This is a genomic window from Pseudomonas sp. SAR267, from assembly GCF_052077595.1.
GTDB classification, from domain to species: Bacteria; Pseudomonadota; Gammaproteobacteria; order Pseudomonadales; family Pseudomonadaceae; genus Aquipseudomonas; species Aquipseudomonas vlassakiae.
Genome location: NZ_JBQIHU010000001.1, coordinates 2,897,767 through 2,923,277 on the forward strand (window position 1 = coordinate 2,897,767; position 25,511 = coordinate 2,923,277).

At 59.9% G+C, this 25,511-nt stretch carries 25 protein-coding genes and 1 pseudogene; 9 read left to right on the forward strand and 17 right to left on the reverse strand.

The features are described from left to right. The first annotated feature begins 111 nt into the window (after positions 1-111). A complete protein-coding gene (locus ACTORR_RS13960; protein ID WP_016394349.1) occupies positions 112-597 on the forward strand; it encodes an acyl-CoA thioesterase in 486 nt (161 codons plus the stop codon). Here the strand turns inward: ACTORR_RS13960 and pdxY are convergent. Then, the gene (gene pdxY, locus ACTORR_RS13965; RefSeq protein ID WP_262109450.1) at positions 594-1,466 is read right to left on the reverse strand and encodes a pyridoxal kinase PdxY; all 873 of its coding nucleotides are present in this window, start codon (positions 1,464-1,466) and stop codon (positions 594-596) included. The genes ACTORR_RS13960 and pdxY overlap by 4 nt on opposite strands. A 120-nt stretch (positions 1,467-1,586) precedes the next feature. Here pdxY and ACTORR_RS13970 point away from each other — a divergent pair, with 120 nt between their 5' ends. Then, a complete protein-coding gene (locus ACTORR_RS13970; protein ID WP_054884785.1) occupies positions 1,587-1,979 on the forward strand; it encodes a DUF3301 domain-containing protein in 393 nt (130 codons plus the stop codon). Positions 1,980-1,982: 3 nt separating this feature from the next. On the opposite strand, the gene ACTORR_RS13975 is transcribed toward ACTORR_RS13970, so the two are convergent. Genes ACTORR_RS13975 through zigA form a run of 3 tightly spaced genes read right to left on the reverse strand, consistent with a single transcriptional unit; the run spans position 1,983 to position 4,819 of the window. After that, positions 1,983-2,951 carry a CobW family GTP-binding protein gene (locus ACTORR_RS13975; protein WP_441343682.1) on the reverse strand — a complete coding sequence of 323 codons (969 nt, stop codon included), beginning with the start codon at positions 2,949-2,951 and terminating at the stop codon, positions 1,983-1,985. Between the two features lie 39 nt (positions 2,952-2,990). Continuing rightward, positions 2,991-3,614, reverse strand: coding sequence for a DUF1826 domain-containing protein (locus ACTORR_RS13980; protein ID WP_313364626.1), 624 nt, complete (start codon positions 3,612-3,614; stop codon positions 2,991-2,993). Next, positions 3,611-4,819 carry a zinc metallochaperone GTPase ZigA gene (zigA, locus tag ACTORR_RS13985; RefSeq protein ID WP_313364625.1) on the reverse strand — a complete coding sequence of 403 codons (1,209 nt, stop codon included), beginning with the start codon at positions 4,817-4,819 and terminating at the stop codon, positions 3,611-3,613. The genes ACTORR_RS13980 and zigA overlap by 4 nt, the downstream gene beginning before the upstream one ends. 113 nt (positions 4,820-4,932) lie before the next feature. On the opposite strand from zigA, the gene ACTORR_RS13990 reads away from it, so the two are divergent. Both ACTORR_RS13990 and folE2 read left to right on the forward strand, forming a co-directional pair. Next, positions 4,933-5,313, forward strand: coding sequence for a hypothetical protein (locus tag ACTORR_RS13990; protein WP_054884789.1), 381 nt, complete (start codon positions 4,933-4,935; stop codon positions 5,311-5,313). A gap of 20 nt (positions 5,314-5,333) precedes the next feature. Then, entirely contained in the window at positions 5,334-6,221 is an 888-nt protein-coding gene (gene folE2, locus ACTORR_RS13995) for a GTP cyclohydrolase FolE2 (RefSeq protein ID WP_054884790.1), read from the forward strand. Between the two features lie 3 nt (positions 6,222-6,224). Here folE2 and ACTORR_RS14000 read toward each other — a convergent pair whose 3' ends face one another. Further along, on the reverse strand, positions 6,225-6,752 hold the full coding sequence (locus ACTORR_RS14000; RefSeq protein ID WP_099814980.1) for a DUF3617 domain-containing protein: 528 nt from the start codon (positions 6,750-6,752) through the stop codon (positions 6,225-6,227). Positions 6,753-6,882: 130 nt separating this feature from the next. Between ACTORR_RS14000 and cls the strand changes: the two genes are divergently transcribed. Next, a complete protein-coding gene (gene cls / locus ACTORR_RS14005) occupies positions 6,883-8,322 on the forward strand; it encodes a cardiolipin synthase (protein WP_054884792.1) in 1,440 nt (479 codons plus the stop codon). 49 nt (positions 8,323-8,371) lie between these two features. Here cls and cfaB read toward each other — a convergent pair whose 3' ends face one another. Continuing rightward, positions 8,372-9,556, reverse strand: coding sequence for a C17 cyclopropane fatty acid synthase CfaB (cfaB, locus tag ACTORR_RS14010; RefSeq protein WP_054884793.1), 1,185 nt, complete (start codon positions 9,554-9,556; stop codon positions 8,372-8,374). Positions 9,557-9,763: 207 nt separating this feature from the next. Between cfaB and lpdA the strand changes: the two genes are divergently transcribed. Both lpdA and ACTORR_RS14020 read left to right on the forward strand, forming a co-directional pair. Further along, positions 9,764-11,164 carry a dihydrolipoyl dehydrogenase gene (lpdA, locus tag ACTORR_RS14015; protein ID WP_313364624.1) on the forward strand — a complete coding sequence of 467 codons (1,401 nt, stop codon included), beginning with the start codon at positions 9,764-9,766 and terminating at the stop codon, positions 11,162-11,164. 73 nt (positions 11,165-11,237) lie between these two features. Further along, positions 11,238-12,146: a LysR family transcriptional regulator gene (locus ACTORR_RS14020; protein ID WP_054884849.1), complete on the forward strand. Its 909-nt coding sequence runs from the start codon at positions 11,238-11,240 to the stop codon at positions 12,144-12,146. On the opposite strand, the gene ACTORR_RS14025 is transcribed toward ACTORR_RS14020, so the two are convergent. Then, complete coding sequence (locus tag ACTORR_RS14025) at positions 12,132-12,902, reverse strand: substrate-binding domain-containing protein (RefSeq protein ID WP_082433507.1); 771 nt, start codon at positions 12,900-12,902, stop codon at positions 12,132-12,134. The two genes, ACTORR_RS14020 and ACTORR_RS14025, sit on opposite strands and share 15 nt — an antisense overlap. Further along, positions 12,899-14,197 carry an MFS transporter gene (locus tag ACTORR_RS14030; RefSeq protein WP_054884796.1) on the reverse strand — a complete coding sequence of 433 codons (1,299 nt, stop codon included), beginning with the start codon at positions 14,195-14,197 and terminating at the stop codon, positions 12,899-12,901. The genes ACTORR_RS14025 and ACTORR_RS14030 overlap by 4 nt, the downstream gene beginning before the upstream one ends. Positions 14,198-14,525: 328 nt before the next feature. Here ACTORR_RS14030 and ACTORR_RS14035 point away from each other — a divergent pair, with 328 nt between their 5' ends. Then, positions 14,526-14,948 (forward strand): DoxX family protein, encoded by a 423-nt coding sequence (locus tag ACTORR_RS14035; RefSeq protein ID WP_313364623.1) that lies wholly within the window; start codon positions 14,526-14,528, stop codon positions 14,946-14,948. A gap of 41 nt (positions 14,949-14,989) precedes the next feature. On the opposite strand, the gene ACTORR_RS14040 is transcribed toward ACTORR_RS14035, so the two are convergent. Then, entirely contained in the window at positions 14,990-16,570 is a 1,581-nt protein-coding gene (locus ACTORR_RS14040; protein WP_313364622.1) for a glycosyltransferase family 39 protein, read from the reverse strand. Positions 16,571-16,755: 185 nt separating this feature from the next. Here ACTORR_RS14040 and ACTORR_RS14045 point away from each other — a divergent pair. Beyond that, positions 16,756-16,872 (forward strand): annotated as a pseudogene (locus ACTORR_RS14045) (ABC transporter permease); the annotation flags it as partial. Between the two features lie 992 nt (positions 16,873-17,864). Here ACTORR_RS14045 and ACTORR_RS14050 read toward each other — a convergent pair. The 8 genes from ACTORR_RS14050 to ACTORR_RS14085 form a co-directional block, all read right to left on the reverse strand. Further along, positions 17,865-19,016: a S1C family serine protease gene (locus ACTORR_RS14050; protein WP_013984523.1), complete on the reverse strand. Its 1,152-nt coding sequence runs from the start codon at positions 19,014-19,016 to the stop codon at positions 17,865-17,867. Between the two features lie 19 nt (positions 19,017-19,035). Continuing rightward, positions 19,036-19,998, reverse strand: coding sequence for a zinc metalloprotease HtpX (locus tag ACTORR_RS14055; protein WP_051878465.1), 963 nt, complete (start codon positions 19,996-19,998; stop codon positions 19,036-19,038). Further along, the gene (locus tag ACTORR_RS14060) at positions 19,985-20,473 is read right to left on the reverse strand and encodes a phosphate-starvation-inducible PsiE family protein (RefSeq protein WP_004152114.1); all 489 of its coding nucleotides are present in this window, start codon (positions 20,471-20,473) and stop codon (positions 19,985-19,987) included. The genes ACTORR_RS14055 and ACTORR_RS14060 overlap by 14 nt, the downstream gene beginning before the upstream one ends. A gap of 11 nt (positions 20,474-20,484) precedes the next feature. Next, the gene (locus ACTORR_RS14065; RefSeq protein WP_441343683.1) at positions 20,485-21,513 is read right to left on the reverse strand and encodes a GGDEF domain-containing protein; all 1,029 of its coding nucleotides are present in this window, start codon (positions 21,511-21,513) and stop codon (positions 20,485-20,487) included. Beyond that, positions 21,510-23,216 (reverse strand): cation:proton antiporter domain-containing protein, encoded by a 1,707-nt coding sequence (locus ACTORR_RS14070; protein ID WP_441343684.1) that lies wholly within the window; start codon positions 23,214-23,216, stop codon positions 21,510-21,512. The genes ACTORR_RS14065 and ACTORR_RS14070 overlap by 4 nt, the downstream gene beginning before the upstream one ends. Positions 23,217-23,219: 3 nt before the next feature. Beyond that, on the reverse strand, positions 23,220-23,660 hold the full coding sequence (gene trx-GI, locus ACTORR_RS14075) for a heat resistance system thioredoxin Trx-GI (protein WP_000787151.1): 441 nt from the start codon (positions 23,658-23,660) through the stop codon (positions 23,220-23,222). Then, complete coding sequence (locus ACTORR_RS14080; RefSeq protein ID WP_051600569.1) at positions 23,650-24,795, reverse strand: hypothetical protein; 1,146 nt, start codon at positions 24,793-24,795, stop codon at positions 23,650-23,652. Before ACTORR_RS14080 ends, trx-GI begins: the two co-directional genes overlap by 11 nt. 145 nt (positions 24,796-24,940) lie before the next feature. Next, a complete protein-coding gene (locus tag ACTORR_RS14085) occupies positions 24,941-25,504 on the reverse strand; it encodes an HdeD family acid-resistance protein (protein ID WP_441343685.1) in 564 nt (187 codons plus the stop codon). Positions 25,505-25,511 lie beyond the last annotated feature (7 nt).

The window sequence follows — 25,511 nt, forward strand, 5'->3', positions numbered from 1 at the left end:
GGAGCGTCCGGCAACGTCCCGTAAATCAGGAAGGCAAACCTTCTAGAGGGGGAACCAGAAGTGTCAGCAGATACCCGCCCCGATTCAGCGCAACCTCACCGTGAGCACACTATGGAACCTGGAAACGCCCAGCTGAGCATGACCGTCCTGATGACCCCGGACATGGCCAACTTTTCTGGCAACGTACACGGCGGCACATTGCTCAAGTACCTCGACGAAGTGGCCTATGCCTGCGCCAGTCGCTATGCCGGCAGCTACGTGGTGACCCTGTCGGTCGACCAGGTGATCTTCCGCGAGCCGGTACACGTCGGCGAGCTGGTGACATTCCTCGCCTCGGTCAACTACACCGGCAACACCTCGATGGAAGTGGGAATCAAGGTGGTCACCGAGAACATCCGCGAGCGCTCGGTACGTCACTCCAACAGCTGCTTCTTCACCATGGTCGCGGTCGATGACAACCGTCGCCCGGTACCCGTGCCACCCCGCCAGCCGCACTCCAGCGAAGAGAAGCGCCGCTTCCTGCAGGGCCAGCAGCGCCGCCAGATCCGCCAGGAACTGGAAAAGCGCTACCAGGACTTGAAAACCGACTCGATCTAGATCGCCAGGCGCTGCGCCTCGAAGCGCACACGCGGATGGGCGATGCGATCCTGGGCCCGCACCAGCTGCAGTTCATAGCTGGCGCAGGCCTGGGTTTCCAGCAGCACCTCGTGCACGGCCGCAGCGGTGAACTCAAGGGCCTGCTGCCAGCTGTCGCCCAACAGCACGCGGGCCAGGAACAACCCTGAAGTCAGGTCGCCTACGCCGACCGGTTGCCGAGGGAACGCCAGCAGGGGGCGACGCAGGTGCCAGCTTGCTTCGCGGGTCACCAGCAACATCTCGAACATGTCTTCAGCCCGCCCCGGATACGACAGATGCTTGACCAGCAGCACTTGCGGGCCACGTTCGAGCAGGCTGCGCGCCATGCTCACGCAGTCCTCGAGCGATTGCGCCCGACGGCCGCAGAAGCTGTCCAGTTCCAGCTGATTGGGGCACAGGATATCCGCCTTGGCCGCCGCTTCATCGAGCAGGAACTCGCTGACCTCCTGCGGAACGATACACCCCTTCTGCGCATGGCCCATGACTGGATCACACAGGTACAGCGCCTTCGGATTTACAGCCTTGATGCGATCGACGCCGGCCAGGATCGCCCGGCCCTGCTCGGCGCTGCCCAGATAGCCAGACAGCACGGCGTCGCAGTGGCCCAATTCGCCGATGTTGGAAATACCTTGCACCAACGCAGGAATTTGCGCAGGAGCGAGCACTTCGCCCGCCCACTGGCCATACTGAGTGTGATTGGAGAACTGTACGGTATTGAGGGGCCAGACATTGACCCCGATACGCTGCATGGGGAACACCGCAGCGCTGTTGCCGGCGTGGCCGAATACCACGTGGGACTGGATGGCGAGCAGGTGCGGGGTACGTTTCATGCGGGAGGATTCCAAAGCTGTTTCAAGGATTGTGCAGCGCGCAGTATGGACTCGATTGCCACCTGTACGACAGGCCAGGGACGCAGTTAAGCTGGTTTGACCTGTTTGGAGCATACGTAAATGTTGACCCTGGAGAATCTCTTCGTCCTGATGTTGCTGGCCACGGCAGGCGCTTGGTTATGGCACAACCACGGGCTGCGCGAAAAGGCCCTGGAGCGGGTCAAACAGCATTGTGCAAAGCTCGACCTGGAGCTTCTGGATGACGCCGTTGCGCTCAAACGCATCGCGTTCATCCGCGATGCAAACGGCAAGAAGCGCCTGGCCCGCGTCTATGCCTTCGAGTTCACCGTGACCGGTGAACAGCGCCACCCTGGTACCGTGACCCAGTTCGGCGCCCACAGCGCCCAGATCGAACTGGCCCCCTACCCATTCGAGATCAAGACGCCACCAAGGGCTGACAATGTGATCGAGATGCAGCAGTGGCGTCAGGAGCACAATCGCTGGCGCAACTGACCCTCAGATCAGGCTATCCGCCAGAGCCTTTCGTAGCAGCGGCTCTGGCTGCACCTGTTCGAAGATCAGCTCGATGCGCGAGTCCTTGCGCCATTCGCTCGGCTGCCACTGCGCCAATTCACCATTGAGCCCATTGAATGACTGCCATCCATCGGCACTGTGGATAACACCCTTGGCACGCCGCCACGGCCAGGCCGAAAGAAACGCCTGTATACGTTGTGGTTCGAATCGCTGACTGGGGTGCCAGCGCCAGCCGATGCTCCACCCTCCATCTCCCTCCTGGGCCGCACAAATCGGCAGGGAAGGATCTATCCACAGGGCTGAAAGCGTTGTGGATAGACTTGTCTTGGGCAAATCATCAACCGAACCGACATTCATTTGATGTGTGGATGAAACAGGCAGTGTTTCGAGCTCGACCAGCCCCTGCTGGGTCCAAAGCGTGCGGGTGCGGGAAAAATTGCTGTTTATCAACAGCTTGGAATTTTCATCCACAGCGTCGGCCTTGTTCAGCACAACAAGAGATGCCGCTTGCAAAGCCTGTTGCTGAGCGTTTGCCAACGGCTCACCTCGGGCCAGTGCCTGAGCATCCAGCACTATCACCAACGGCTGCACTGCCAGCACCCCAACCCAAGGTGCCTGCTTCAACTGGTCCATCAACTGCACAGGATGACCAAGCCCGGAAGGCTCGATAAACAAGCGGTCAGGCCGAGCCTTGCGCAGCAGGCGGCCGAGGCCGACCTGGAACGGTGTACCGTTCACGCAGCACAGGCAGCCGCCTGCCACCTCGCCGATGGCAATACCGTCCTCGTCGCGACTGAGCAACGCCGCATCAATGCCGACTTGGCCAAACTCGTTGACCAGCACAGCCCAGCGTTCGTTTGCAGGGCGCCGGGCCATCAGCTGGCGGATGAGGCTGGTCTTGCCCGCCCCCAAGGGACCGGCGACGACGTGGGTGGGGATGTTTTGCAGCATGCCAGGACTTCTAAGCGGAATTCACTCCACTATGACCCGTCAGGCCAGCCAGTCAAGGCTGAGCAGCAGACGCCGCTGGTCACTGGACGGCGAGCGGTGGATAAGTCCCGCACCTTCATTGCCCAGCCATTTCTCTCCTTTGACAACTGCCACCTCACCCGCCTGCAAGACGCGAATGTTATCCACAGGCGCCGCGGCCAAGTGCAGACCAACTCGTTCTATTGCGCCTTCTTCCAGCCATTCACTGCCAGGGCCGACGTAAGTGGTGAGCAAGCGCAAAGGCACGTTATCCACATGGAAGCGCGGGCACATGGCACCTTGCAGCACCCGCAGCCGCAGCCCCACCCGCCGCGCCCCGACCAGGCAGGTGTAAGCCGATACCAGCCACATCACATCGGCCACAAACCCCTCGTAGCCATGCAGGTCGGCAGCCTCCTGCAGTAAGCCAGGCAATTGCGGCGGCTCGTGCTCGTTCACATCGAGCACGCGCTGGTCAGCCAGGGACTGACCGAGGCTGACCGCCAAGGTGGCAAAATCTTCGACCTGCGCAGGCAAACGGCGCTGCCAGACAGCCAGGTTAACGCCATCTTCGAAGATTTCGGTGAGCACCTTGGGTGCCTCACCAAAGGCCTGGCGGATAACCCGCGGGCACGCCAGGTTCATGCTGCTTCCTCGGCCTGCCAGGGACCGAACGGATCTGGCAGGCGCAGCCAGGCCATCGGCCCGAGTGCCATTTCCTCATCGGTCAGCAGGCAGGCGTCCAGCTCTGTGGATAACTGCACGAAGTCGATGTTCTGCCCGATGAATACCAACTCCTGGCGGCAGTCACCGGTTTCACCGTGCCAGTGCTTGAGAATATCCGCTGTGCTCTGCTCGTCCTGCGGCCAATGCTCGCGGGGAACAAAACGCCACCAGCGCCCGGCCAGGCCATGACGCATCATGCCGCCCGCCTGCGACCAGCTACCGGCTTCCTGGAACTTGCTGGCCAGCCAGAAAAACCCTTTGGAGCGCAGCAGCCGGCCGTTGCGCCAAGTGTTGTGGATAAAGTCAAAGAAGCGTTGTGGATGCAGGGGACGACGGGCTTCCCACGTACTCGCCGCGATACCGTACTCCTCGGTTTCCGGTATGTGCTCGCCGCGCAGCTCTTGCAGCCAGCCTGGTGCCTGCGCTGCCAGGTCGAAGTCGAACAGCCCGGTATCGAGAATCCGCGCCAGCGGCACCTGGCCCATGACCATCGGCACGATCTGCGCGCGGGCATTGAGGCTTCGCAGAATGGCGGTGAGTTCTTCGCGCTCGTGCTGGCTGATCAGGTCGATCTTGCTCAGCAGCAGCACATCGGCGAACTCGACCTGTTCGATCAACAGGTCGCTGATGGAGCGCTCATCGTCTTCCCCCAGCGTCTCGCCGCGGCTGGCCAAGCTGTCGGCTTGCTGGTAATCGCGCATGAAGTTCAGGCCATCGACCACGGTGACCATGGTGTCCAGGCGCGCCATGTCGGACAGGCTGCGGCCTTGCTCATCGCGGAAGGTGAAGGTCTCGGCAACCGGCAGCGGCTCCGAGATACCAGTGGACTCGATCAGCAGATAGTCAAAACGACCTTCCCCGGCCAGTCGCGCGACCTCCTCCAACAGGTCTTCACGCAAGGTGCAGCAGATGCAGCCGTTGCTCATTTCAACCAGTTTTTCTTCCGCGCGGTTGAGGCTGACGTTGCGCTGCACTTCGCTGGCGTCGATGTTGATCTCACTCATGTCATTGACGATGACCGCGACCCGAAGGTTGTCGCGGTTACGCAGTACATGGTTGAGCAAGGTGCTCTTGCCGGCACCCAGGAAGCCGGACAGCACGGTGACAGGGAGGCGGTTGGACATGGTGAACCCTCTTCAGGCGGACGCACTCGAAACGATGCATTTGCATAATGTTATAAAGTAACAATACAATTTCGCCAAGCCATACTCGTCGCAATCGTATTTCGGAGATGGAAATGAATCTGCCACCTGCGGCCCTGGCGCTGCTGCTCCTGACGCCTGTGCCCGCCCTGGCATTGGCTTCAGGTAGTTCGCTGGTGCTGTGCACCAGGAGCGCAACGTTGCTCGCCTGCCAGGACGGCAACGGCAGTTACTACAGCGTGCGCACTGAAGGCAGCCATTTCTACCTGCGCGGCTTCGACACTACGACGCGTCGTCTCTGGTCCCAGACAAACAGTCGCTACGGCCCATTGACGTTCTTTACCGGTTTGGCCAGTGATGGCGAAGCCTGGTTCGGCTACAGCCGACGGGTTGGCTGGACCACGTTGAATCGCGTGTCCAGTTCCAGCGGCCAGCGTTTCAATTTGCATTGCAGCCTGGTCGGCGGATGTCGCTGACCCTATTTCTGGTAAACCCCATGACTAGCCTGATGCTCCCGGACATTGCCACCCAGCCCCAAGCACACGCCATCCCCCTTGATTGGGTCGGCATGCGCGGTATCGCCGTGCCTATCCAGTTAGACGGTCGTCAGGTGCCGGCCAAGGCCGATGCGGGTGTCAGCCTGGTGGATGGCAATTCCCGAGGCATCCATATGTCTCGCCTATACCTGGCACTGGAATCGCTGGAAGCGCAGCCATTGACGCCCTTGGCCATTCGCCGTCTGCTCGCAGACTTCCTCACCAGTCACGAGGGGCTTTCCAACGCGGCTTATCTCAGCCTGAATTTCCAGCACATGCTAAAGAGGCCCGCATTGGTAAGTCCATTGGCGGGTTGGAAGCGGTATGCAGTCAGCCTCGAAGCGCGGATTGCAGATGAAATGTTCCACGTGGAACTATCCGTTCGTGTGCCTTATTCCTCAACGTGCCCCTGCTCGGCAGCCCTTGCAAGGCAACTGATTCAACAGCAGTTCGAGGCTGACTTCGCCGGGCAGCACCTCGAGCGCAGCGCGGTACTGGAATGGTTGGGCACCAGCCAAGGCATCGTCGCGACACCGCATAGCCAGCGTAGCCAGGCGATGGTCAGCGTGCGCCTGCAAGATAGACTGGCGTTGCTGCCCATTACTGAATTGATAGACCGGATTGAGGCTAGCCTGGGTACGGCTGTGCAGACCGCAGTAAAGCGTGCAGACGAACAAGCGTTCGCCTTGGCCAACGGGCAGAACCTCATGTTCTGTGAAGACGCTGCTCGGCGACTGCACCAGTCGCTGCAGCAGTTGGAGTGGGCGACGGCCTTCAAGCTGCGCGTGGAACATGCAGAGAGCCTGCATGCCCACGATGCGGTAGCCAGCAGCCAGTGGCAGTGGTGAGGCTCAGGTGCGAGGTTTGACTGTTCCACAGTCGTTGCCGAGCCATACGGCACGGGTATTCATGCTGCCCTGTTGCTGAACGCCCGAGGCATTGAAGGTGCCGTTGACCTGGGTGGTGAACTCCTTGTCACTGAGGAAAGTCGCCTGGCCAGTGCCCTGAGCCTTCGGGCAACTGAACTGGAACTTCCAGACATTACCCGTTCGGTCGGTGATCTTCTGGGTGCATCCAGACTTGGGATCCTGCAGCGGGATATCGTTGGTCTGCACCTGTTCACGCGTCAGACACGAGCGCACGCCATTGCCGCCAATCGTAACGCCCTGCTTGGCCAATACCCCTTCCATCATGGCCCGCTGTTCAGGGGGCAGATTCTTCAATTGCCCGAGCATGAACTGCATATCGGGTAATGGCTTGCCATCGACCTGCATGTTGCTGGTAGTCAATTCCCACAAACCAGGTTGCAACATCTGCGCATTTACCAGTGGGCTGCTCAGGCCCAAGGCCAGGGCCAACAGTGGCAGACGAATCTTCATGTAAGGACGCTCCTCGTAAAGCCGGCCAACGGGCCGGGCTCAGCCTTAGACGCCAAATCCGCTTTCAGGTTGCAAGGCGGAGGTGGAACGTGTTCTGTTATCCGCTGGGTATTCGGCAAGCAGGATGCGTATGGATTACCACAGCCCCTACTTCTTCGGCTACGTGCTCGGCCTGATCCATTTGCTTGGCATGATCGCCGCGTTGCACGCAGTGTTCACCGTGCGCACTGCCCAAGGTGCAATTGCCTGGGCCATGTCACTGTTCTTCATTCCTTACCTCACACTGATTCCCTACCTGATCTTTGGTGCGAGATCCTTCTACGCCTACATCCAGGCCCGGCGCCAGGCCAACCAGGAAATGCACGTGGCCATGGCCAACCTCAACTGGCGGCCTTGGGTTGAAGAAGCCCTCACCGCCAGAGAGTCAGAAAGCTACGCGGCCTTGCGTGCCATGCCGAAACTTGGACGGATGCCTTGCCTGGCCAATAACGAAGTGAAGCTGCTGATCAATGGTAAAGCCACTTTTGAGGCGATCTTCGCTGCCATCGAGCAGGCACGCGAAGTGGTATTGGTGCAATTTTTCATCATCCACGACGACGGTCTTGGCAAGGAGCTGCAGCAGTTGCTACTGCGCAAGGCGGCTGAGGGTGTGAAGGTATTCGTGCTGTACGACCGTGTCGGCAGCCATGCGCTGCCCGCGAGTTACAGCCAAGCGCTGCGTGATGGTGGTGTGCAGATCCATGCCTTCGCCACCCGCCGCGGATGGTTCAACCGCTTTCAGGTCAACTTCCGCAACCACCGCAAGATCGTCGTGGTCGATGGCCTGCTCGGCTTCATCGGTGGGCATAACGTAGGGGACGAATACCTTGGCAAGGATCCACACCTGTCACCTTGGCGCGACACCCATGTGCAGATCGGCGGCCCGGTGTTGGCCTGCCTGCAGGAGTCGTTTGCCGAGGACTGGTACTGGGCCACGCGCCAGCTGCCTCCTTTGATCCTGCCCGACACCTACCCGGACAACGGTGTACTGTGCCAAGCGTTGGCCAGTGGCCCGGCAGACCCACAGGAAACCTGTTCGCTGTTCTTCATCGAGGCCATCCACTCGGCGAGCAAACGCGTATGGATCACCAGCCCCTATTTCATTCCCGACGAAGCCGTGTTCGCCGCCTTGCGCCTGGCGGTACTGCGTGGCGTGGACGTGCGCGTGCTTATTCCGTCTCGGCCCGATCACAAGATCGTCTATGCGGCCTCCAGCCTGTTTGCGTTCGAAGCGGTACGTGCAGGGGTAAGGATGTTCCGTTACCAGCCTGGCTTCCTGCACCAGAAAGTGGTGCTGGTGGATGACGAGGTCAGCGCGATCGGCAGCGCCAACCTGGACAATCGCTCATTCCGGCTCAACTTCGAAATCACCTTGCTGACGGTGGACCGTCCATTCGCTGATCAGGTAGAGGCAATGCTACTGGAAGACTTTGAACAAGCCCGTGAAATCACTGCTGAAGACAGCCGCGATACCCATCGGATCCAGCAGCTGGGAATGCGCATTGCGCGCCTGATTTCACCCATCCTCTGATCGAAGAAGGGGCCGCTTTTGCGGCCCCTCTGCGATCAGTGATGAAGGCTCAGCGATAAAGGTCTTCCCGCGTCCACGGCAGATCATGGTGCCCATCGGCATACGGTTTCACGGCCAGAATCTGGTGCAGGTTGATCCAGCCCTTCTGGAACGCATAGGCACACCCGGCCAGGTACAGGCGCCAGATCCGCAGGGTTTTCTCCGGCACCAACCCCGCAGCCTTGTGCAGCTGGTTCTCCAGGTTCTCGCTCCAGTGATGCAGCGTCTTCGCGTAGTGAAGACGCAAGCTCTCCACGTCCACCACCTCCAGCCCCGCCTCACAGATGCTGGCGCTGATCATCGACAGGTGCGGCAGCTCGCCATGGGGGAAGACATAGCGGTCGATGAACTCCCCTGCCCCACGCCCGACCGGGCGTCCATCGACATGCTTGGCAGTAATCCCATGGTTCATCACCAGTCCACCTTCGCGGACGGCGCCGAACAGTTTCCGGCAATACAACGCCAGATTGGCGTGCCCGACATGCTCGAACATGCCAACGCTGACTACCTTATCGAAGCGGCCATCCTGAGGCAGGTCGCGATAGTCGAGAATCTGCAGGTCGACCTTGTCGGCCAGGCCTTCTGCCTTGACCCGCTCGCGGCCGAGCTTGAGCTGCTCCTTGCTCAAGGTGATACCGAATACCTTGGCGCCGTATTCTCGCGCGGCGAAACGCGACAGCCCGCCCCAACCACAGCCGACATCAAGCAAGTAGTCGCCGGCTTCCAAGCGCAACTTGCGGCACAAGTGATCGAACTTGTCCTGTTGCGCTTGATCCAGGGTGTTGTCGGGCTCGCGGAAATAGGCACAGGAATAGGCCATGTCCTGATCGAGCCAGAGCTGATAGAACTCATTGGAGACGTCGTAGTGATAAGAAATAGCCTCGGCGTCTGTGCTCTTGTCATGCGCCAGCCGCTGTGGCGGAGCTTCATCCTCTTCGCTCAGCAATGCTTCGCTGAGTTCGTCGCAGACGCGGATGGCTTCGCCAATATCGCCTTCCAGTTCCAGCTTGCCCTCCACGAATGCAGTGCCCAGCTGGTCCATGCTCGGGTGGGTCAGCTGGCTGATCAGCTGTGGCTCCTTGACCAGGATGGTGACCTGCGGACTTGGGCCCAGATCGAACTGGTTTCCATCCCACAGTTTCAGCCGCAGCGGCAGATGCAGGCTCTGCAATGCCGGTGGAAGTTGAGCAAGCATGAACACTCCTCCTATCCCTAAAAGGCTACGACGCCTGACATTTCGAACGTCGCCGGAACAGAGTAGTTCATTCGTGGGAGGTTTCCTCTAGACGAGACCAAGGTCTAGAACCAACTGATCTGATAAGGCAACGGATTGTATACAATCCGCACTTCACAGCTTAACCTTATGCCCCTCTCGCGCTTTCTCATCTGGAGTACAAAACCCATGAAATCCTATGACGTGGTGATCATCGGCGGCGGCCCTGGCGGCTACAACGCAGCGATCCGCGCTGGCCAGCTTGGCCTGAGTGTCGCCTGCGTGGAAGGCCGTGCGACGCTGGGTGGCACCTGCCTTAACGTCGGTTGCATGCCGTCCAAAGCGTTGCTTCACGCTTCCGAGCTTTACGAAGCTGCCAGCGGCGACGAGTTCGCCCACCTCGGCATCGAAGTGAAGCCGACGCTAAACCTCGCCCAGATGATGAAGCAAAAGGACGAGAGCGTGACCGGCCTGACCAAAGGTATCGAGTACTTGTTCCGCAAGAACAAGGTCGACTGGATCAAAGGCTGGGGCCGCCTGGATGGCGTCGGCAAGGTCATCGTCAAGGCTGAAGATGGCAGCGAGACCGCATTGCAGGCCAAGGACATCGTCATTGCCACCGGTTCAGAGCCCACTCCCCTGCCCGGCGTGACCATCGATAACCAACGGATCATCGATTCCACCGGTGCCCTGGCCCTGCCCCAGGTCCCCAAGCACCTGGTGGTAATCGGTGCGGGCGTTATCGGCCTGGAACTGGGTTCGGTATGGCGCCGCCTGGGCGCACAGGTCACCGTCATCGAGTACCTCGACCGCATCTGCCCGGGCACCGATGACGAAACCGCCAAGACCCTGCAAAAAGCGCTGACCAAGCAAGGCATGGCCTTCAGGCTCGGTAGTAAAGTCACCCAAGCGCAGACGCAGGCCGAAGGTGTCAGCCTGACCCTGGAGCCGGCTGCGGGTGGGGCCGCCGAAACGTTGCAGGCCGACTACGTCCTGGTCGCCATCGGCCGTCGTCCTTATACCAAGGGCCTGAACCTTGAAAGCGTCGGGCTGGAAACCGACAAGCGCGGCATGCTCAGCAACGAGCATCACCGCACCTCGGTAGCAGGTGTATGGGTGATTGGCGACGTCACTTCCGGCCCTATGCTGGCGCACAAGGCCGAAGACGAAGCGGTCGCGTGCATCGAGCGGATTGCCGGCAAACCGCATGAAGTGAACTACAACCTGATTCCGGGCGTGATCTACACCCGTCCGGAGCTGGCTACCGTTGGCAAGACCGAAGAGCAGCTGAAGGCCGAAGGCCGCGCCTACAAGGTCGGCAAGTTCCCCTTCACCGCCAACAGCCGTGCCAAGATCAACCATGAGACCGAAGGCTTCGCCAAAGTCATCGCCGATGCCAATACCGATGAGGTGCTCGGTGTGCACCTGGTCGGCCCGAGCGTCAGCGAGATGATCGGCGAGTTCTGCGTAGCCATGGAATTCGCCGCCTCGGCTGAAGACATCGCCCTGATCTGCCATCCGCACCCAACCCGCTCCGAAGCCCTTCGCCAGGCAGCGATGAACGTGCACGGTATGGCCATGCAGATCTGATCCATCTGGCTCCGCCGGTTTTTTCGAAATACCATTGATGCACGTTTTCGATCAAACCAGCGGGGCCCACCGGGTGAGCATCAATTTCGATCTGAACGACCTGCAGGCGTTTCGTGCAGTGGTCGAGCAAGGCAGCTTCCGCCGCGCCGCCGATACCATTCGCATCACCCAATCGGCGCTGAGCCGGCGTATCGAAAAACTCGAATCGGCATTGGGCGTGAAACTGCTCGAACGCACCACGCGCAAGGTGTCGCTGACCAATGTCGGGCGTGCCTTTCTACCTCAGGTCGAGCGCCTGCTGGACGACCTCGACCTGGCGCTGCTCAGCGTCGGTGATGGTGGCTCGCTGCGTACCGGCACCCTGACCATCGCCTGTGTGCCGTCAGCCGCCTACTACTTCATGCCCCATGCCATTCGTGCCTTCCATGGGCAATACCCGAAAGTGCGCATCAACTTGTACGACGCCTCGGCCAACGAAGTGAGTGCCGCCGTAGCCTCCGGCGAAGCGGACTTCGGCCTGAGCTTCACCGGCAATCTCGCACCGGAGATCGAGTTCAGCGACTTGCTTGAGGAACGCTATGTCATCGCCTGCCGCCACGACCACCCGTTGGCCAAGCAGGACACGGTGACCTGGGCGCAAGCCTACGAACATGAGTACATCAGCCTGAGTAAGTCGTCTGGCAACCGCCTGGTCCTGGATCGGGCGCTGGCCGGCATGCAGGTGAGTAGAGAGAGTGTTTGCGAGGCCAGGCATGTGACCACCCTGCTGGGCCTGATCGAAGCGGGCCTGGGAATTGCCGCGGTGCCGTCGATTGCGCTGCCGCTGTCACCCCATCCAATCCTGGCCAGCGTTGCACTGGTCGAACCGCAGGTCAGCCGCAAGATGGGCCTGCTCAAGCGCCGCGGCCGCACACTCACGCCTGCGGCACTCGAGATGGTAAGGCTGATCCGGGAGTTGCCCGGCGTATTACCGGGCGACTGAATCCAGGCCGGTAGCACGTACGTCAGGCTGCGCGGCAGGTGAGGCCAGGTACTGCAGAAGCTTTTTTGCCTCGGCGGGGTGCTCGGCGCCTTTTGGAACAGCGGCAGCGTAGCGGGTCACCGACTGCAGGCTTTCCGGAATCTTGCCAACCAAGGTCACACCCGGCACCGGCAGCAACTCGGCAACCTGCTGGAAACCAAGCTCATAGGTGCCCTGAGCCACCTGCGAGGCCACCGGTATGCGCTCGACCATGGTGCTCTTGCCGACCAGGCGGTCCTCGATACCCAGCTTCTTGTACAGCTCCGTCTTGATATAGACGCCACTGGCGCTATCCGAATAGGCCACCGATTTTGCCGCCAGCAGCGTCTGCTTCAGCTGATCGGGGGTACCGATCTGCGGCTTGGGCTGGCCCTGCTTGACCACCATACCGATGCGCGAGTCGGCAAGCTCGACGCGCGAAGCCGGGTCGACCTTACCCTGACGGATGAGCTCGTCCAGCGCATAGCCGACCATGATCACCACGTCAGCGTGCTCGCCGCGAGCGAGGCGATTGGGGATCGCCTCGGGTGCCTTGCCCATCGAGGGCCCGAGCACGGTGACCAGTGTATCGCCGCTCTGCGCGGCATACTTGGGCCCCAGTTGCTTGTAGGCGGCGGTGAAGCCGCCCGAGGTCATAACGGTCAGTTCAGCAGCCTGGGCAAGGCTGCAGCCAGCCAGGAGAGCAGCGGTCAGTAACGCTTTCATCGAGTTCCTCATACAGCCACCGGTGTGCGGTGGGCAAAGCGACGGTACAGCATCCAGGTAGCGACGAATGCACAGAGCGCGGCAAACATCATCCAGTAGGCGGGTGCCGCCTTGTCATTGGTGACATGGATCACCCACGTCGAGATTGCCGGGGTGAACCCGCCGAACAGGGCAGTCGCCAGGCTGTAAGCCAGCGAAAAACCTGCTACACGGACTTCCACCGGCATGATTTCGGTCAGCGCCGGGATCATCGCACCGTTGTACATGCCGTACAGGAACGAGAACCACAGCAGCACTTCAAGCATGTGGCCGAAGGTCGGCGCCTGGGCCAGATAGGTCAGGGCCGGGTAAGCGGTGATCAAGGTCATCAGCGACATGACCAACAGCAGCGGCTTGCGCCCCAAGCGATCGCTGAGCGCACCGCCGATGGGCAACCAGATGAAGTTCGACACCGCAGTCAGCAAGGTCACCAGCAGCGCATCACCGGTACTCAGTTGCAGCACAGTCTTGCCGAAGGTCGGCGCGTATACCGTGATCATGTAGAAGGCAGTGGTGGTCATGGCCACCATCAGCATGCCGTACAGCACGATGCCGGAATTGGCAGCCAGCGTCGCCAGTACCTGTTTCATGGTTGGGCGATGTTCGCGGGCGGCGAACTCCTCGGTTTCCTGCAGGCTGCGACGCAGCAGGAAGATCACCGGGATGATCATGCAGCCAACAGCAAACGGTACCCGCCAACCCCACTCGCTGAGCTGGTCAGGCGTCAGCCACTGGTTGAGGGCAAAGCCGAGCGCCGCAGCGACGACGACCGCCACCTGCTGGCTGGCGGACTGCCAGCTGGCGTAGAAGCCCTTGTGCCCAGGCGTGGCCATTTCGGCCAAATACACAGATACGCCGCCGAGCTCCGCGCCGGCCGAGAATCCTTGCAACAAGCGCCCGATGAGTACCAGCGCCGGGGCCAGAAGTCCGATGCTCTCATATCCGGGCACCAGCACGATCAGCAGGGTCCCACTGGCCATGATCGCCAGGGTTACGATCAGCCCTTTGCGCCGGCCTACGTCATCGATGTAGGCCCCGAGGATCACCGCACCCAGTGGGCGCATGAGGAAGCCTGCGCCAAACACGGCGAAGGTCATCATCAACGAGGCGAATTCATTGGACGCGGGAAAGAACGCCGCCGCGATATGCGTGGCATAGAAGCCGAACAGGAAGAAGTCGAACTGTTCGAGGAAGTTTCCGGACGTGACCCGGAAGACCATACCGGCCTTGGACTTGCCCTCGGGCACCGAGTGTGATGGCAGACTCATGGTGTGGATCTCCAGCGTTTCTTAATAATTGTAAGTGCTTATTTCGAGAATCATCGTCGAAAGCGGCGCTGGAGATAATCGTTCATTTTTCATTAATTGATGCACAGGGGCGATCAATCAGGCGAGCACTGCGCTTGTTTGAAGCAGACAGTGAACTCGGTTCAGCATTTCTTGAGCGTTTTAATTGTCCTGTCTTGTGGAACAATCATTCACTTTCAGACCCAATTGTCTTGATCAGCTCTTAGCTCCAGAATGGCCCCATACCGCAGACAACGCCACCGAGCACAGCGCGGTGAGCCATTCGAACTCAAGCATCAGGAGCTATTAAATGATCAATTTCACAGGTACAACTGCAGTCGTAGGTCGCGTGTTGCTGGCCGTGCTATTCCTGCTGAGCGGCTTCAGCAAGCTGACCTCGCCGGAAGGCACCACTGCGTATATCGAATCAAGCGGCCTGCCCGTCCCGGTACTGAGCTACCTGGCAGCACTGGGTGTTGAACTCGGTCTTGCAGCATTGCTGATCATCGGCTTTCAAACCCGCATCGTCGCGGTGGTCATGGCGCTGTTCACCGTAATGGCAGCCTTCGCTTTCCATAACAACCTGGCGGACCAAGGGCAGTTCATCAACTTCTTCAAAAACCTCTCGATCGCAGGTGGCCTGTTGCAGATTGCAGCGTTTGGCGGCGGTGCGCTGAGCGTGGATGCGCTGCTGGCGCGGCGGGCAGGCAAGACGGTGTTGAAAACGGCCTGAAGGCAAACTGAAGTTCAGAGCTGGGGTAGCCAGGCCACAAACTAGTTCGCTTTAGCATGGTAGGGCGCGTTAACAGTGTAAAGACGCACTTGGGTATCGCCGACTTTCAGCATACTGACCTTGTTCCAATTGTTCGGTATGGAAGCGAAATCATCAGGCGGTTCGCTGTTACTTATCAACCAGACTCTGCTTTGGCTGACGGGTAGTTTTTCAAGGCTGTCGAGGTAGATTTTATCGGCATCATTGTTCACCAGCGTGCCAAATCCATAGTTACCTGGCCGACCCGACGCGCCGTCGGCCAAGGGTGGCGTATAGAGCAGTGGAACCGAACCGGTCTTATTGTAGTAGACGTAGCTGAAATACCAGAAAAGATCGCTGACGACGATACGGTCATCAGTACGATAATTTTCATTTACGAAGTTGACCAGCTTGTCGAACTGATCATCATCCTTTTGGTAATAACTGCTCAGGCCAACCACCTCTACGACCAATAAGGCCGCCAGTGTGATGAGGGCGGTGTAGCGATAATGACGCTTCATTCGCTCAATGGCGACTGCCAGCACGATCGGTAAGCCCAGGGCCGAAAACATCAGATAGCGCTCGACCAGAAGAGGCGTTATCCATGAGATTGAAAACACGACGATCAACGGTAGAAACGTATATATCGCCATGAGCACAAGGAATTTATGGCGGCTTCGATCATGCAGACAGACAGCGCCCGTTACCAGCGCCAACGCCAGTGGCAGACCAAGGTAGACTGGCCATGCCAGGTTCAGGCCATCGGAGAGAACCATAAACTGCCAGATTGTCGATGGCAGGGAATACAGTGTAACGGGCAGTATCCAGCCAATATCACCACCCGCCTTGAGTTGGTCAAGGTGCTGCAGCAGATCTATCAAGCTGGGGATCCACGGGGTATATAGCAGGACGATCATGCCGTTGGCTATCCACCATGCTGGCCGAGCGACCAGGCGGTGTTTTTCACCTCGTACAAGCAATAGATAAGCCCAGTGGGACAGTACGCAAAGGCCCGTGAAATAATGCGTATAGAAACTTGCCGCCATTAACAGTACATAGACGAAAAGGTAGCGGTGTCGCTCAGGATTTTTTATCCAATATACAAGTGCAATGGTTGCTCCCAGCAGCAAGAAACCCATCAGGGCGTACATGCGCGCTTCCTGACTATAACGCACGGCAATGGGCAGCAAGGCCAACATGACACCGGCCATTACTGCTGCGCGACGTGTAGCAACCAGGCAAACCAGCCACATGCCCAGGGCTACAGTACCGACACCGGTCAGCACGCTGATGAACCGGACCGAGAAGACACTGTCCCCGAATGCGCCTATCCAGGCATGTAGAAGGAGAAAGTAAAGGGGTGGGTGTACGTCATGGGCGCTGTGGGTCCAGATGAGCGAGGGTGAGTACTGGCTCATTAACAAACTAGAGCCCTCATCGCACCATATCGCGGAGGCCGTTGAGCCATACACTCGAGCCAGCATGGCGAGTAACAGGATGGGCACCGGGCAGAGTCTCTCGGCCCATAGGGCGAGTGTTCCGAACTTGATCATAGTGCCGGGAACTGGGACTTGCGCGCTGACGTTGCGTTCGTGAAACCTCATGGTTCCTCCAGCCCAGCGCAGCCGTTGTGAGCGCTTTTTACCCGACGTATGGCAATCACTGGGTCAATCGATTAGCGCCAGGCATTCCTCATGGAAATCGTCAAAACCTGAGTACCACTGTCAAAATGTAGTACACGATTACCTGCCTGCTGCTTATCGAGGACCTTCGGCAGCGCTTGCCGCCGCGCATGGAAATGGGGCTAGGCCTACGTGCGGGCTTGGCTATCGTCGCCGTGGCGCTATTACTCGACCGGCTCTCACGAGGCCTGCTGAGCCGTCGGGCTGGGCCACAACTTCAGTAAGCCCGGGAGAACACGGCGGGCCGTTCTGGCCCGCCACAACTTTTTTGCATGTTCTAAGATAGACACCATCGCCCTTAAAGCTGGAGTTCGGAAGGTGAGTTCGCCGGACGCTTACCCTAAGATTTGATATCCCAAATCTTAAGCCAAAGCTCATAGGACTCCCTCACGCCGCTACCACGACCAGATTTGATTCTTCTATCGATCCTCTGCTGAGTCATCAGCTTGGAACGAGGAGGCCTACCAGGCGCAGTGGGAACAGACGTCATTTTGAATCGCTCATCGTAGGGCGACCCCGCTCACGATGACGACACGAGAGGGATGTAGCGTAGGCGTCAGGAGCGGGCTCAGCCAAGACAGCGTCACAGGTCCACAGTGGAATCATGATCCTAATTCCCCTGACCTGCTCCTACCCCGATGTACGGTTGGGGCAGGAGCTTGTGACAATCTTTCTTAAGTTGTGACACCCTTTTGTGGGATGCAAATAAAGTTTCATCCTAACCCCTAAAAACAGAGAGAAACGTCGCGCGCTCTCCTATTCATAAAAAATCCCTTTTATATCAGTATGTTGCGAGCACTTACACCCGAGACTGGATCGTTTTGCCTTTCATGGGAGAATGATTAAGGGCGCTAAAGTATCATCCTAATTTTCGCCCAGGCTCGAAAAATACGGTAAATGGTGAAAATAAAGATTCATCCTTTTCCGATGTTGCCCGTTCCAACACGTAAGCAGTCAGTCAGAAAAAACACATAGATCCAATCCCTAGCGAGCATTGAGCTCTCTCATCCGTGCCAACTGCTCCAACCCTTGGACGCCCTAAATGCTTACCCAAAAAAATCAACACCTTCTTTTAAAAACACAATCAAAAATGACTCCCTTATATCCATTTAACCTAAACAGCCTTCCCCCCACTGCACTAGCTAGGGCTCGTAGTTCGGCGCAAGGCTGAAGTCGCTTGGCTGCTTCGCTGTGCAGATCCATGACCCACTTTCCATCAAACTCCCGGTTGTAGTTCCACAAGCATCTCGCGAGTCTTGCCGGCCCGCTCCACTAACAAGACCACAACATCTCCAACGTTCTTGTCGTCTAGCCGGGCCTGTAATGTGGTGACGTCGTCGACGGCGATACCGTCGATGCTGATAACGCGATCGCCGGGCACGATGCCGCCTGCGGTGACCTCGACGCCGACGAGCCCGGCCCTGTGCGCCGCCGAGCCCGGCGTCACGCGCAATACGAATACGCCCTTACTGCCGGTCAGCGCCTGCAGACGCGCGTTGAGCTGCTCATCCACCTCGATGCCCAGCGCCGGACGGATGTACTTGCCGGTCTTTATGAGTTGCGGCACCACGCGCATGACGGTATCGACCGGCACCGCAAAGCCGATGCCGGCCGAGGCGCCAGACGGACTGTAGATGGCGGTATTGATGCCGATCAGCCGCCCAGCCGAATCGAGCAGCGGGCCACCGGAATTGCCGGGGTTGATAGCGGCGTCGGTCTGGATCAGGTGGTCAATGGCCGGGCCACTGGCGTCGCCGGAAAGGGTGCGGTCAAGCGCCGAGACGATGCCGGTGGTGAGCGTCCAGTCGAGCCCGAAGGGATTGCCAATGGCAAAGACCTTTTGCCCCACCTTGAGATCGGTACTGGTGCCCACCGGCACCGCCGGCGGGCGCTTGAAGCCGACGCCAATCTTGAGTACCGCGATGTCGTGCGCAGGACTGGCGCCAACGAGCGCAGCCTGATAATCGCGACCGTCGGCGAGTTTGACCGCGGCAGACGATGCCCCCTGGATCACGTGGAAGTTGGTCACCACGTGGCCGGCATCGTCCCAGATGAAGCCGGAGCCGGTGCCGCGCGGCACGGAAAAGACATTGCGCGACCAGACGTCACGCACTAGTTGCGCCGTGGTGATGTAAACCACCGACCCGCGCGATTTCTCGAACAGCTCGATGGTGGTTTTTTCGTCGGCGGCCAGGTCGCCGCGCGGCGTCACCGTGCGCTCCTGCGTTTCGTGGGGACTGAACCAGGCTTCGATGGCGGGCAGGAACTGCCACAGCAGCATGAGTGCGGCGATGCAGCCAGTGATGACGAGCCAGCGCCGGATGAATCGATCCGGCGCCGGGCGGCTGTAGGGGTCGGGGTAGGTCACGTCATTCTCCATGTTGAAATCAGCGCCAAAGGCCGCCGGTGCGCCAGCGTGGCGGACGTGGTGATACGGTCACCTCGGGGACGAAACGGGCCGATGGAAACGGCGGCATCGCGGGCGGCGGAGCAAGTTCCAGCAAGCGCTCAATGCGTTCAGCCGTCGCCGGATGCGTGCGCAACCAGGAGGGTTCCGGATTGCCCCATCCGGGCAGCAGCCAGACGCGCCAGGAGCGGCTCACCCGCTCGATCTTGGCGAGCGCCGAGGCCAGCCCGTGCGGGTCGCCGGTCAATTCGGCAGCGAGCCGGTCGGCGTCGAATTCGCGCACCCTGGACAAGCCCAACTGAGCCAGCAAGGCCAGCTGTGGCGCGACCGCCAGTAGAAGCAACGCGGGCCAATTGACTTCCGTGACTCCAAGCAATAACGCTGGCAAGCTGAGCACGATCGCAAGCTGCCCCAACAAGGCCAGAAGATGGGTGAGCCGGCTGATCGAATCGGCCAAGCCCATGACACGCAAATCCTCGTTCGCAATATGCGCGATTTCGTGGCCGAGCACGCCGGTCAACTCGCGGGGCGTGAGGCTACGCAGTAGGCCGTCGGTCAGCGCGATGGCCGCGTGATGCTTCGAACCGGTGGCGAAGGCGTTGACGACCCCGCTGGGCACGTAGTGCGGTACCGGCACGGCAGGCAGCCCGGCCCGCGCCGCCAGTTCGCGCAACACAGCCCAAAGATCGGGCGCTTCATCCGGGTGCAGGGGGCGTGCGCCATACAGCCGCAAGGTCAGCCCGGAGGCGGCCGCCGGTTCGAGCAGCAGGGTGAACCCCGCGGCCGCAAGCGCCAGCCAAAGCCCGCCGTCACCCAACAGCAGGCTGCCAGCGACGGCGGCAATCCCGAGCAGGGTCAGCACCAACAGCGCGGTTTGCAGGCGATTGAGCCAGCGATGCCGCGCGCCGACATTCTGCGCGTGGCGCAGATCACGACTGATCATCTGAGCTTTCCCCGGCTGTCCGGTCATCGCGCTCGCGCAGCAGCCAGTAAGTCGCCCCGAGGGCCAGTGTCGCGCCTGCGAGCGCCGCGACCTTGGCGGGGCCGGTCTCCGGGTCGAGGATCACGAATTTACGCGCCAGGGCGATCAGCCCGATCAGGATCACCGTCTTGACCTGGATGATGCTGTCGCGCCGCAAGGCCACCCGCACGATGGAATGCTTGAACTCCATGGCGATGAGCAGCGTCATGATCATGCCGAACACGGTCTGGAAGACCTTGTGATCGAGCGGATTGAACGCATCAATGATCAGCAGGCTGAAGACGATCGAGATCAGCTGCAGCAGCGAGACCACGATGATCACGGCAATGATTGCGGACAGCGCGAGCGCGATCACCTGTTCGAAGCGCTCGTAGAACGTCATCACTGCCCATTGGGCGCGAAATGTTTTGATCGGGTCTGCTTGCTTTTCCTTCATCGCCACTCCTCTCAATTCTGAAATACTTGTGCACCCACAACTTGGTTGCGCCCTTGTCTTTTTGCCTGGTAGAGCGCGCTGTCCGCCTGCTGCATCACCTGCTCGACAGAGTGCAAACGGGGGTCAAGAAGAGCCACCCCCATGCTGGCGCTATAGCTGATCGACACCTCTCCACACACCACCGCTGTCGCCGCAGTGTCCTGACGAAATCGCTCCGCCCATACTTGGGCGTCTTCTATCGATGCCGCTTCCAACAACACAGCGAATTCCTCCCCCCCAATCCGTGCAGCCATGTCGGTTGCGCGAACATGTTCCCTCAACCGTGAAGCAAAGTGCTTGAGCACCTCATCACCGCATCCGTGCCCATAGGTATCATTGATGCGCTTGAAGTGATCGATATCGCAGAGCACAAGTGCTGCTTGTATCTCCGGGCTGCGTTTGAGGCGCGCCCATTCCAGCTGTAATCGTTCGTTAAAAGCCCGCCGGTTCGACAAGCCGGTCAAGGGGTCGGTGATCGCCATGCGCAGCAACCGCTGCTCCATTTCCTTGCGAGAAGAGATGTCGAGCAGAGTGCCCACCATCAATTGCCTGCCCGTGTCACCCAGCCAACGACCGCGATCCAGCACCCAAATCCAAACGCCGGATCGATGACGAACGCGGTACTCGCACTCCAATCGCTCCGACGGATTTTCTTGGTAAGCGCGCACCTTTGCCAGAACGACCGGTAAATCCTCCGGATGAATACGCGCTTGCCATGCGGCATGGGTGGCGCCAATCTCCTCGTCGGAGGTCAAGCCGAACATCGCCAGACTGCGGGCAGAAAGCCTGAAGCTGTCGGTGGCAAGATCCCACTCCCAGAATCCCAACTCTGCGCCTTCCAGGGCGATGGCGATCCGTTCGTTGTCGTCGATTTTCGCTTGTTGGCGATGCTTCAGCTCGTCACGCCTGTGGCGATTGGTACGAGCAAAACGCCATAACGCAACCGCCATGCCAACATTGGCAAGTAGCGACACCATCAGCCAGATGGTCGGCCCGTTCATGGTCTATCCCCGCCTGACTGACTGAGTGCCTGCCGTAATTCCTCGATCCGGTGGTCGACTTGGTCGGCGTTGATGCCCAACATCAACAGTACCTGCTCGGCCAGTCCCAGTCCCGCAGCCAGGTACAACGGGTACAGTCTGACATTGGGCAGATTACGCAAAAGCTGGGCATCCGTTACGCGCTCAGTGGCCACCACCACGGACAAGCTCAGGCGGCGGTCGAGAACCGCCTGAGCGATACGCAGGGCCGTCTGCGGACGGGCAAACGTCAGCACCACCAGGCGGGCATGGGCCAATCCGGCGGCGGCCAGGGTGTCGAGCCGACTGGCATCGCCATACGACACCGGCGCCCCCATCGCACGCCCCGCTTCGACCCGTTGGCGGTCCGATTCCAGCAGCAAATGCGGTATGCCTGCCAGGCGCAGCGTTCGGCTCAGCAGCAGCCCGACGTCATCCGCCCCACAGATGATCACATGGTCGCGCAACGACCGCGCCCGCTCGGCGACTTCGCCTTCTTCGGCCTGCGGTGGCTGACCGAGTGCGCCCGAGCGGCTGAAAGCGCGCGCCCATCGGTCATGGTGTCGGATCAGGAGCGGTGCCAACTCCATGCTCAACACCAGCGCCACCAGCATCGGTTGCACCATGGTGGCGGCGATCAGGTGCTGCTGCATGACCATGCCCAGGAGCAGCAGCGCAAACTCGCCGCCATGACCCAGCACGATGCCTGCGCGCCAGGCGTCGAGCGCCGACAGGCGGGTTGCGCGCAGCGCCAGAAAGTTCAGCCCCATCTTGAGAGGCACCAAGGCCAACAGCCAACCCAGTACCGCCAGCGGTGCGGCCACGATCTGCGCGGTGTCCAGCTGCAGGCCAATGGTCACGAAGAACAGGCCCGACAGCACATCACGAAAGGGCTTGAGGTGGCTTTCCATGTGGTGCCGGAAGTCGCTCTCGCCCAGGACCATGCCGGCGAGAAAGGCCCCCAGGGCGGCGGATACGCCGACGGCGTGTGCAGCAGCGGCTGCCGCCACGACCACGCACAAGGAGACCAGCACGAAGGATTCTTCGTGGCCCTGCCGCGCCACCCAGCCCAGCAGGCCATGCAACAGACGACGCGAGGCAACCGCCGCTGCCGCGAACAACACCAGCACGCCCAACACTTCGAGCAGCACGCTCTCGATCTTCGGCGAGTCGCCGCGCGCCCAGATCGCCAGCAGGGCCAGCAGGGGCACGCTGGCCAGGTCCTGAAAGACCAGCACGGCGATGGCACTGCGGCCGTGGCGGGTGGTGAGCTCGCCTTGGTCGGCCAGCTGTCGGCTGACCAGCGCCGTGGACGACATGGCCGCTGCGGCGCCGAGCAGTGCAGCGCTCTGAGCTGGCTGACCCAACCCGATCAGCACCAGGGTCAGTGGCGCGGCCACGACGACCATCTGCAAGCTGCCGGACGCCAGTACGGTCTTGCGAGTGAGCCAGAAGTGCCCCAGCGAGAATTCCAGTCCGACCATGAACAGCAGCAGGGCCACACCCAGTTCGGATATGAAAGTCAACGCCTCTCCCGGCGCGATCACACCGCTGACCGAGGGGCCCAGCAAGGCGCCGACGGCGAGGTAACCCAGCAAGGCGGGTACTCTGAACGCCGCCGTCGCCACCACCGCGAGGCTGCACGCCGCCAGCAGGATCAGGGTAGTGCCGAGCAAATCCTGCATCGGTCAGCGTCCCACCTGTGCAGAGGCCCAGCGCACGATGTCCTGCGAGCCCATGGCGCCTGCCTGGCGGGCGATCTCACGTCCGCCCTGGAACAGGGCGAGCGTCGGAATGCTGCGGATACCGAACTGCGCGGCCAGGTGGGGCTCAGCCTCGGTGTTCACCTTTGCCAGCCTGATCCCGGGTTCGAGCTGGCGCGCGGCTTGTTGAAACTGCGGCGCCATCATCTTGCACGGCCCGCACCAGGGCGCCCAGAAATCGACCAGCAGCGGCAGATCGCTGCGCTCCACGTGGCGCGAGAACGTCGCCGTCGTCAACTCGATGGGCTCGCCGGTGAACAAGGGCTGCTGGCAGCGGCCGCAGTTGGGACGATCCGCGAGCTTGGCGGCCGGCACGCTGTTGATGGACTGGCAATGTGGGCAGACGATGTGGAGTTCATTTTTCATGGTTCGCTTCCTTGGACTGCGATGAGGTTGCCTCGCTTCGGATCACCGACATCGCCGACCAATTTACGCCTTTGATCCAATCGTTCCCGTCTTCGCTCACGCCGGCATCTTCCACGTGAGCCGCAATGAAGGCTTCGGCTTGAATGAGCCCCGCTCTGACAGCATCTATCTTATTAGGCATCCGCAGGATTTCAGCAGCGCAGCCTGCATCCAGCCCATCCACCCGGATAAGCAGAAAAATGCGGCGCCACAAGTGCGGCATACCCTTCATCAGGTCGAATGCAAATGCGAATTCGCTCGATCTGTCACCAATTTCCTCCTGTTCGGCGATTGCTGCTGGGTCGGGAAGCCGACTATCAGCCATGACGTCGGCCAGGCTGAGTGCGTCATCAGGCTGATAAAACTCGTAGAACTCTTCCTCTACCATGGCCTCCGCCATGTCCTGCGCATCCGCTTCGACCGGCGCATCCAGCGAAACGGCCTCGCCATATTGCCGGCTGTTTGCCACTTCGCGATCAATGACGGCAAAAAGATGCTTCAAAAGATCGAGGTAAGCGGCATTTTCTTCTGGAACGGATGTCCATACCGATTCAGCCAGAGCAATCGCTTCGTCCACCACGTCGTGCAGCGTCGGATAATCGCGAGGCAAATCACCGGCGGCATGCAGATAAGCCAACTCGCGTTGCGCAACGGCCTCAACCTTCGGCAGCAGCGTCTCGATTATCCCGCGTGCTTGCTGGACGACAGAGGCAGGTTGAGTGTCGATCCGCGCCTTGAGCTCGCGCAAGCGTTCACGACGCGCCTTACGCTTGATTTGATCCTGAGCGCTCAGCCGATCAAAGTGCTTCTTGGCCTGCCGGAACAACGCCTGCGCTAGCATGTGCGCGAGAGGCGTCAGATCGTTATGCGATGCAGTGACGCTGACGATTTTTTTGCCCGGCAAGTGCATGTGGCCACTGGCCGTTAAGCGAGATCCTTTTTTCGCGCGTTCGAGGACGATTTGAAGACGTACCGAATCTTCGGAGCGCTTTTCGATCAGCGGCTTGAGAGCGGGTTCAACCGCTTTTTCTACAGACATTCGCCAAGGTTCATGAAATTCTTTTTCGACGAGTCGATAGCTATATTGTATACGCATGCTCAAGCCCTTTAGGGTTGTCCGCCCAGGTGAGTGGACCCGGGTGATTGGATATGTTGATTTTCAAAGATGATCTTACGGTTTGGTTTTTCACGCCCTTACCGCTGACGCGCTTTGCGCAAACGCCAACTAAGAAGCAAAAGAGTCATACCGAAGATCGCAGCATGGAAACCCAATACCCAGCCCGCGGCCAGAAATGATTCGATCGGGCGGGTAAAAAACATCCATAGGATGATCGCACCGAGGAGCACGGAAAGCAGCCGGTGAGGGCAAGCCAGATCTCGCCCTTGATTTCCCGGCGCAGACGAACGGCGGCGGATATCTCCAGCATACCGGTGAAAATTGCCCAGAATGCCACGCTTACCCACAAGAAATAGGCCAACGCCAAAGTGGCAGCCAGAGGGGCAACTACCACAACGACACCGGTGAGTATGCCGACGATGCCGCTGAACAACAGCCAGCCCCAGCGCTGCTTTTGCCGCATTTGCCGCACCGCTGCAACCAGGTTGAACGCACCATTGACCAAAGAAAATGCGCCGAACACTATCGTCATGGCGAACAAAGCCGAGTGTGGCATCCAGAATGCGAGGACTGCAAAAATCAACGCGAATATGCCGCGCAGCGCAAACAACCACCAATTTTGGGTCAGTGAACACACGGCATCGGCAGGGTTATCCGCATTCGAATCGGCGATGGTATTTGCATTCATGCGATAT

Coding starts and splice junctions, on each gene's coding strand:
- ACTORR_RS13960 (WP_016394349.1), top strand. CDS start 112: ATGGAACCTGGAAACGCCCAGCTGAGCATGACCGTCCTGATGACCCCG.
- pdxY (WP_262109450.1), bottom strand. CDS start 1,466: ATGAAACGTACCCCGCACCTGCTCGCCATCCAGTCCCACGTGGTATTC.
- ACTORR_RS13970 (WP_054884785.1), top strand. CDS start 1,587: ATGTTGACCCTGGAGAATCTCTTCGTCCTGATGTTGCTGGCCACGGCA.
- ACTORR_RS13975 (WP_441343682.1), bottom strand. CDS start 2,951: ATGCTGCAAAACATCCCCACCCACGTCGTCGCCGGTCCCTTGGGGGCG.
- ACTORR_RS13980 (WP_313364626.1), bottom strand. CDS start 3,614: ATGAACCTGGCGTGCCCGCGGGTTATCCGCCAGGCCTTTGGTGAGGCA.
- zigA (WP_313364625.1), bottom strand. CDS start 4,819: ATGTCCAACCGCCTCCCTGTCACCGTGCTGTCCGGCTTCCTGGGTGCC.
- ACTORR_RS13990 (WP_054884789.1), top strand. CDS start 4,933: ATGAATCTGCCACCTGCGGCCCTGGCGCTGCTGCTCCTGACGCCTGTG.
- folE2 (WP_054884790.1), top strand. CDS start 5,334: ATGACTAGCCTGATGCTCCCGGACATTGCCACCCAGCCCCAAGCACAC.
- ACTORR_RS14000 (WP_099814980.1), bottom strand. CDS start 6,752: ATGAAGATTCGTCTGCCACTGTTGGCCCTGGCCTTGGGCCTGAGCAGC.
- cls (WP_054884792.1), top strand. CDS start 6,883: ATGGATTACCACAGCCCCTACTTCTTCGGCTACGTGCTCGGCCTGATC.
- cfaB (WP_054884793.1), bottom strand. CDS start 9,556: ATGCTTGCTCAACTTCCACCGGCATTGCAGAGCCTGCATCTGCCGCTG.
- lpdA (WP_313364624.1), top strand. CDS start 9,764: ATGAAATCCTATGACGTGGTGATCATCGGCGGCGGCCCTGGCGGCTAC.
- ACTORR_RS14025 (WP_082433507.1), bottom strand. CDS start 12,902: ATGAGGAACTCGATGAAAGCGTTACTGACCGCTGCTCTCCTGGCTGGC.
- ACTORR_RS14030 (WP_054884796.1), bottom strand. CDS start 14,197: ATGAGTCTGCCATCACACTCGGTGCCCGAGGGCAAGTCCAAGGCCGGT.
- ACTORR_RS14035 (WP_313364623.1), top strand. CDS start 14,526: ATGATCAATTTCACAGGTACAACTGCAGTCGTAGGTCGCGTGTTGCTG.
- ACTORR_RS14040 (WP_313364622.1), bottom strand. CDS start 16,570: ATGAGGTTTCACGAACGCAACGTCAGCGCGCAAGTCCCAGTTCCCGGC.
- ACTORR_RS14055 (WP_051878465.1), bottom strand. CDS start 19,998: ATGATCAGTCGTGATCTGCGCCACGCGCAGAATGTCGGCGCGCGGCAT.
- ACTORR_RS14060 (WP_004152114.1), bottom strand. CDS start 20,473: ATGAAGGAAAAGCAAGCAGACCCGATCAAAACATTTCGCGCCCAATGG.
- ACTORR_RS14065 (WP_441343683.1), bottom strand. CDS start 21,513: ATGAACGGGCCGACCATCTGGCTGATGGTGTCGCTACTTGCCAATGTT.
- ACTORR_RS14070 (WP_441343684.1), bottom strand. CDS start 23,216: ATGCAGGATTTGCTCGGCACTACCCTGATCCTGCTGGCGGCGTGCAGC.
- trx-GI (WP_000787151.1), bottom strand. CDS start 23,660: ATGAAAAATGAACTCCACATCGTCTGCCCACATTGCCAGTCCATCAAC.
- ACTORR_RS14080 (WP_051600569.1), bottom strand. CDS start 24,795: ATGCGTATACAATATAGCTATCGACTCGTCGAAAAAGAATTTCATGAA.
- ACTORR_RS14085 (WP_441343685.1), bottom strand. CDS start 25,504: ATGAATGCAAATACCATCGCCGATTCGAATGCGGATAACCCTGCCGAT.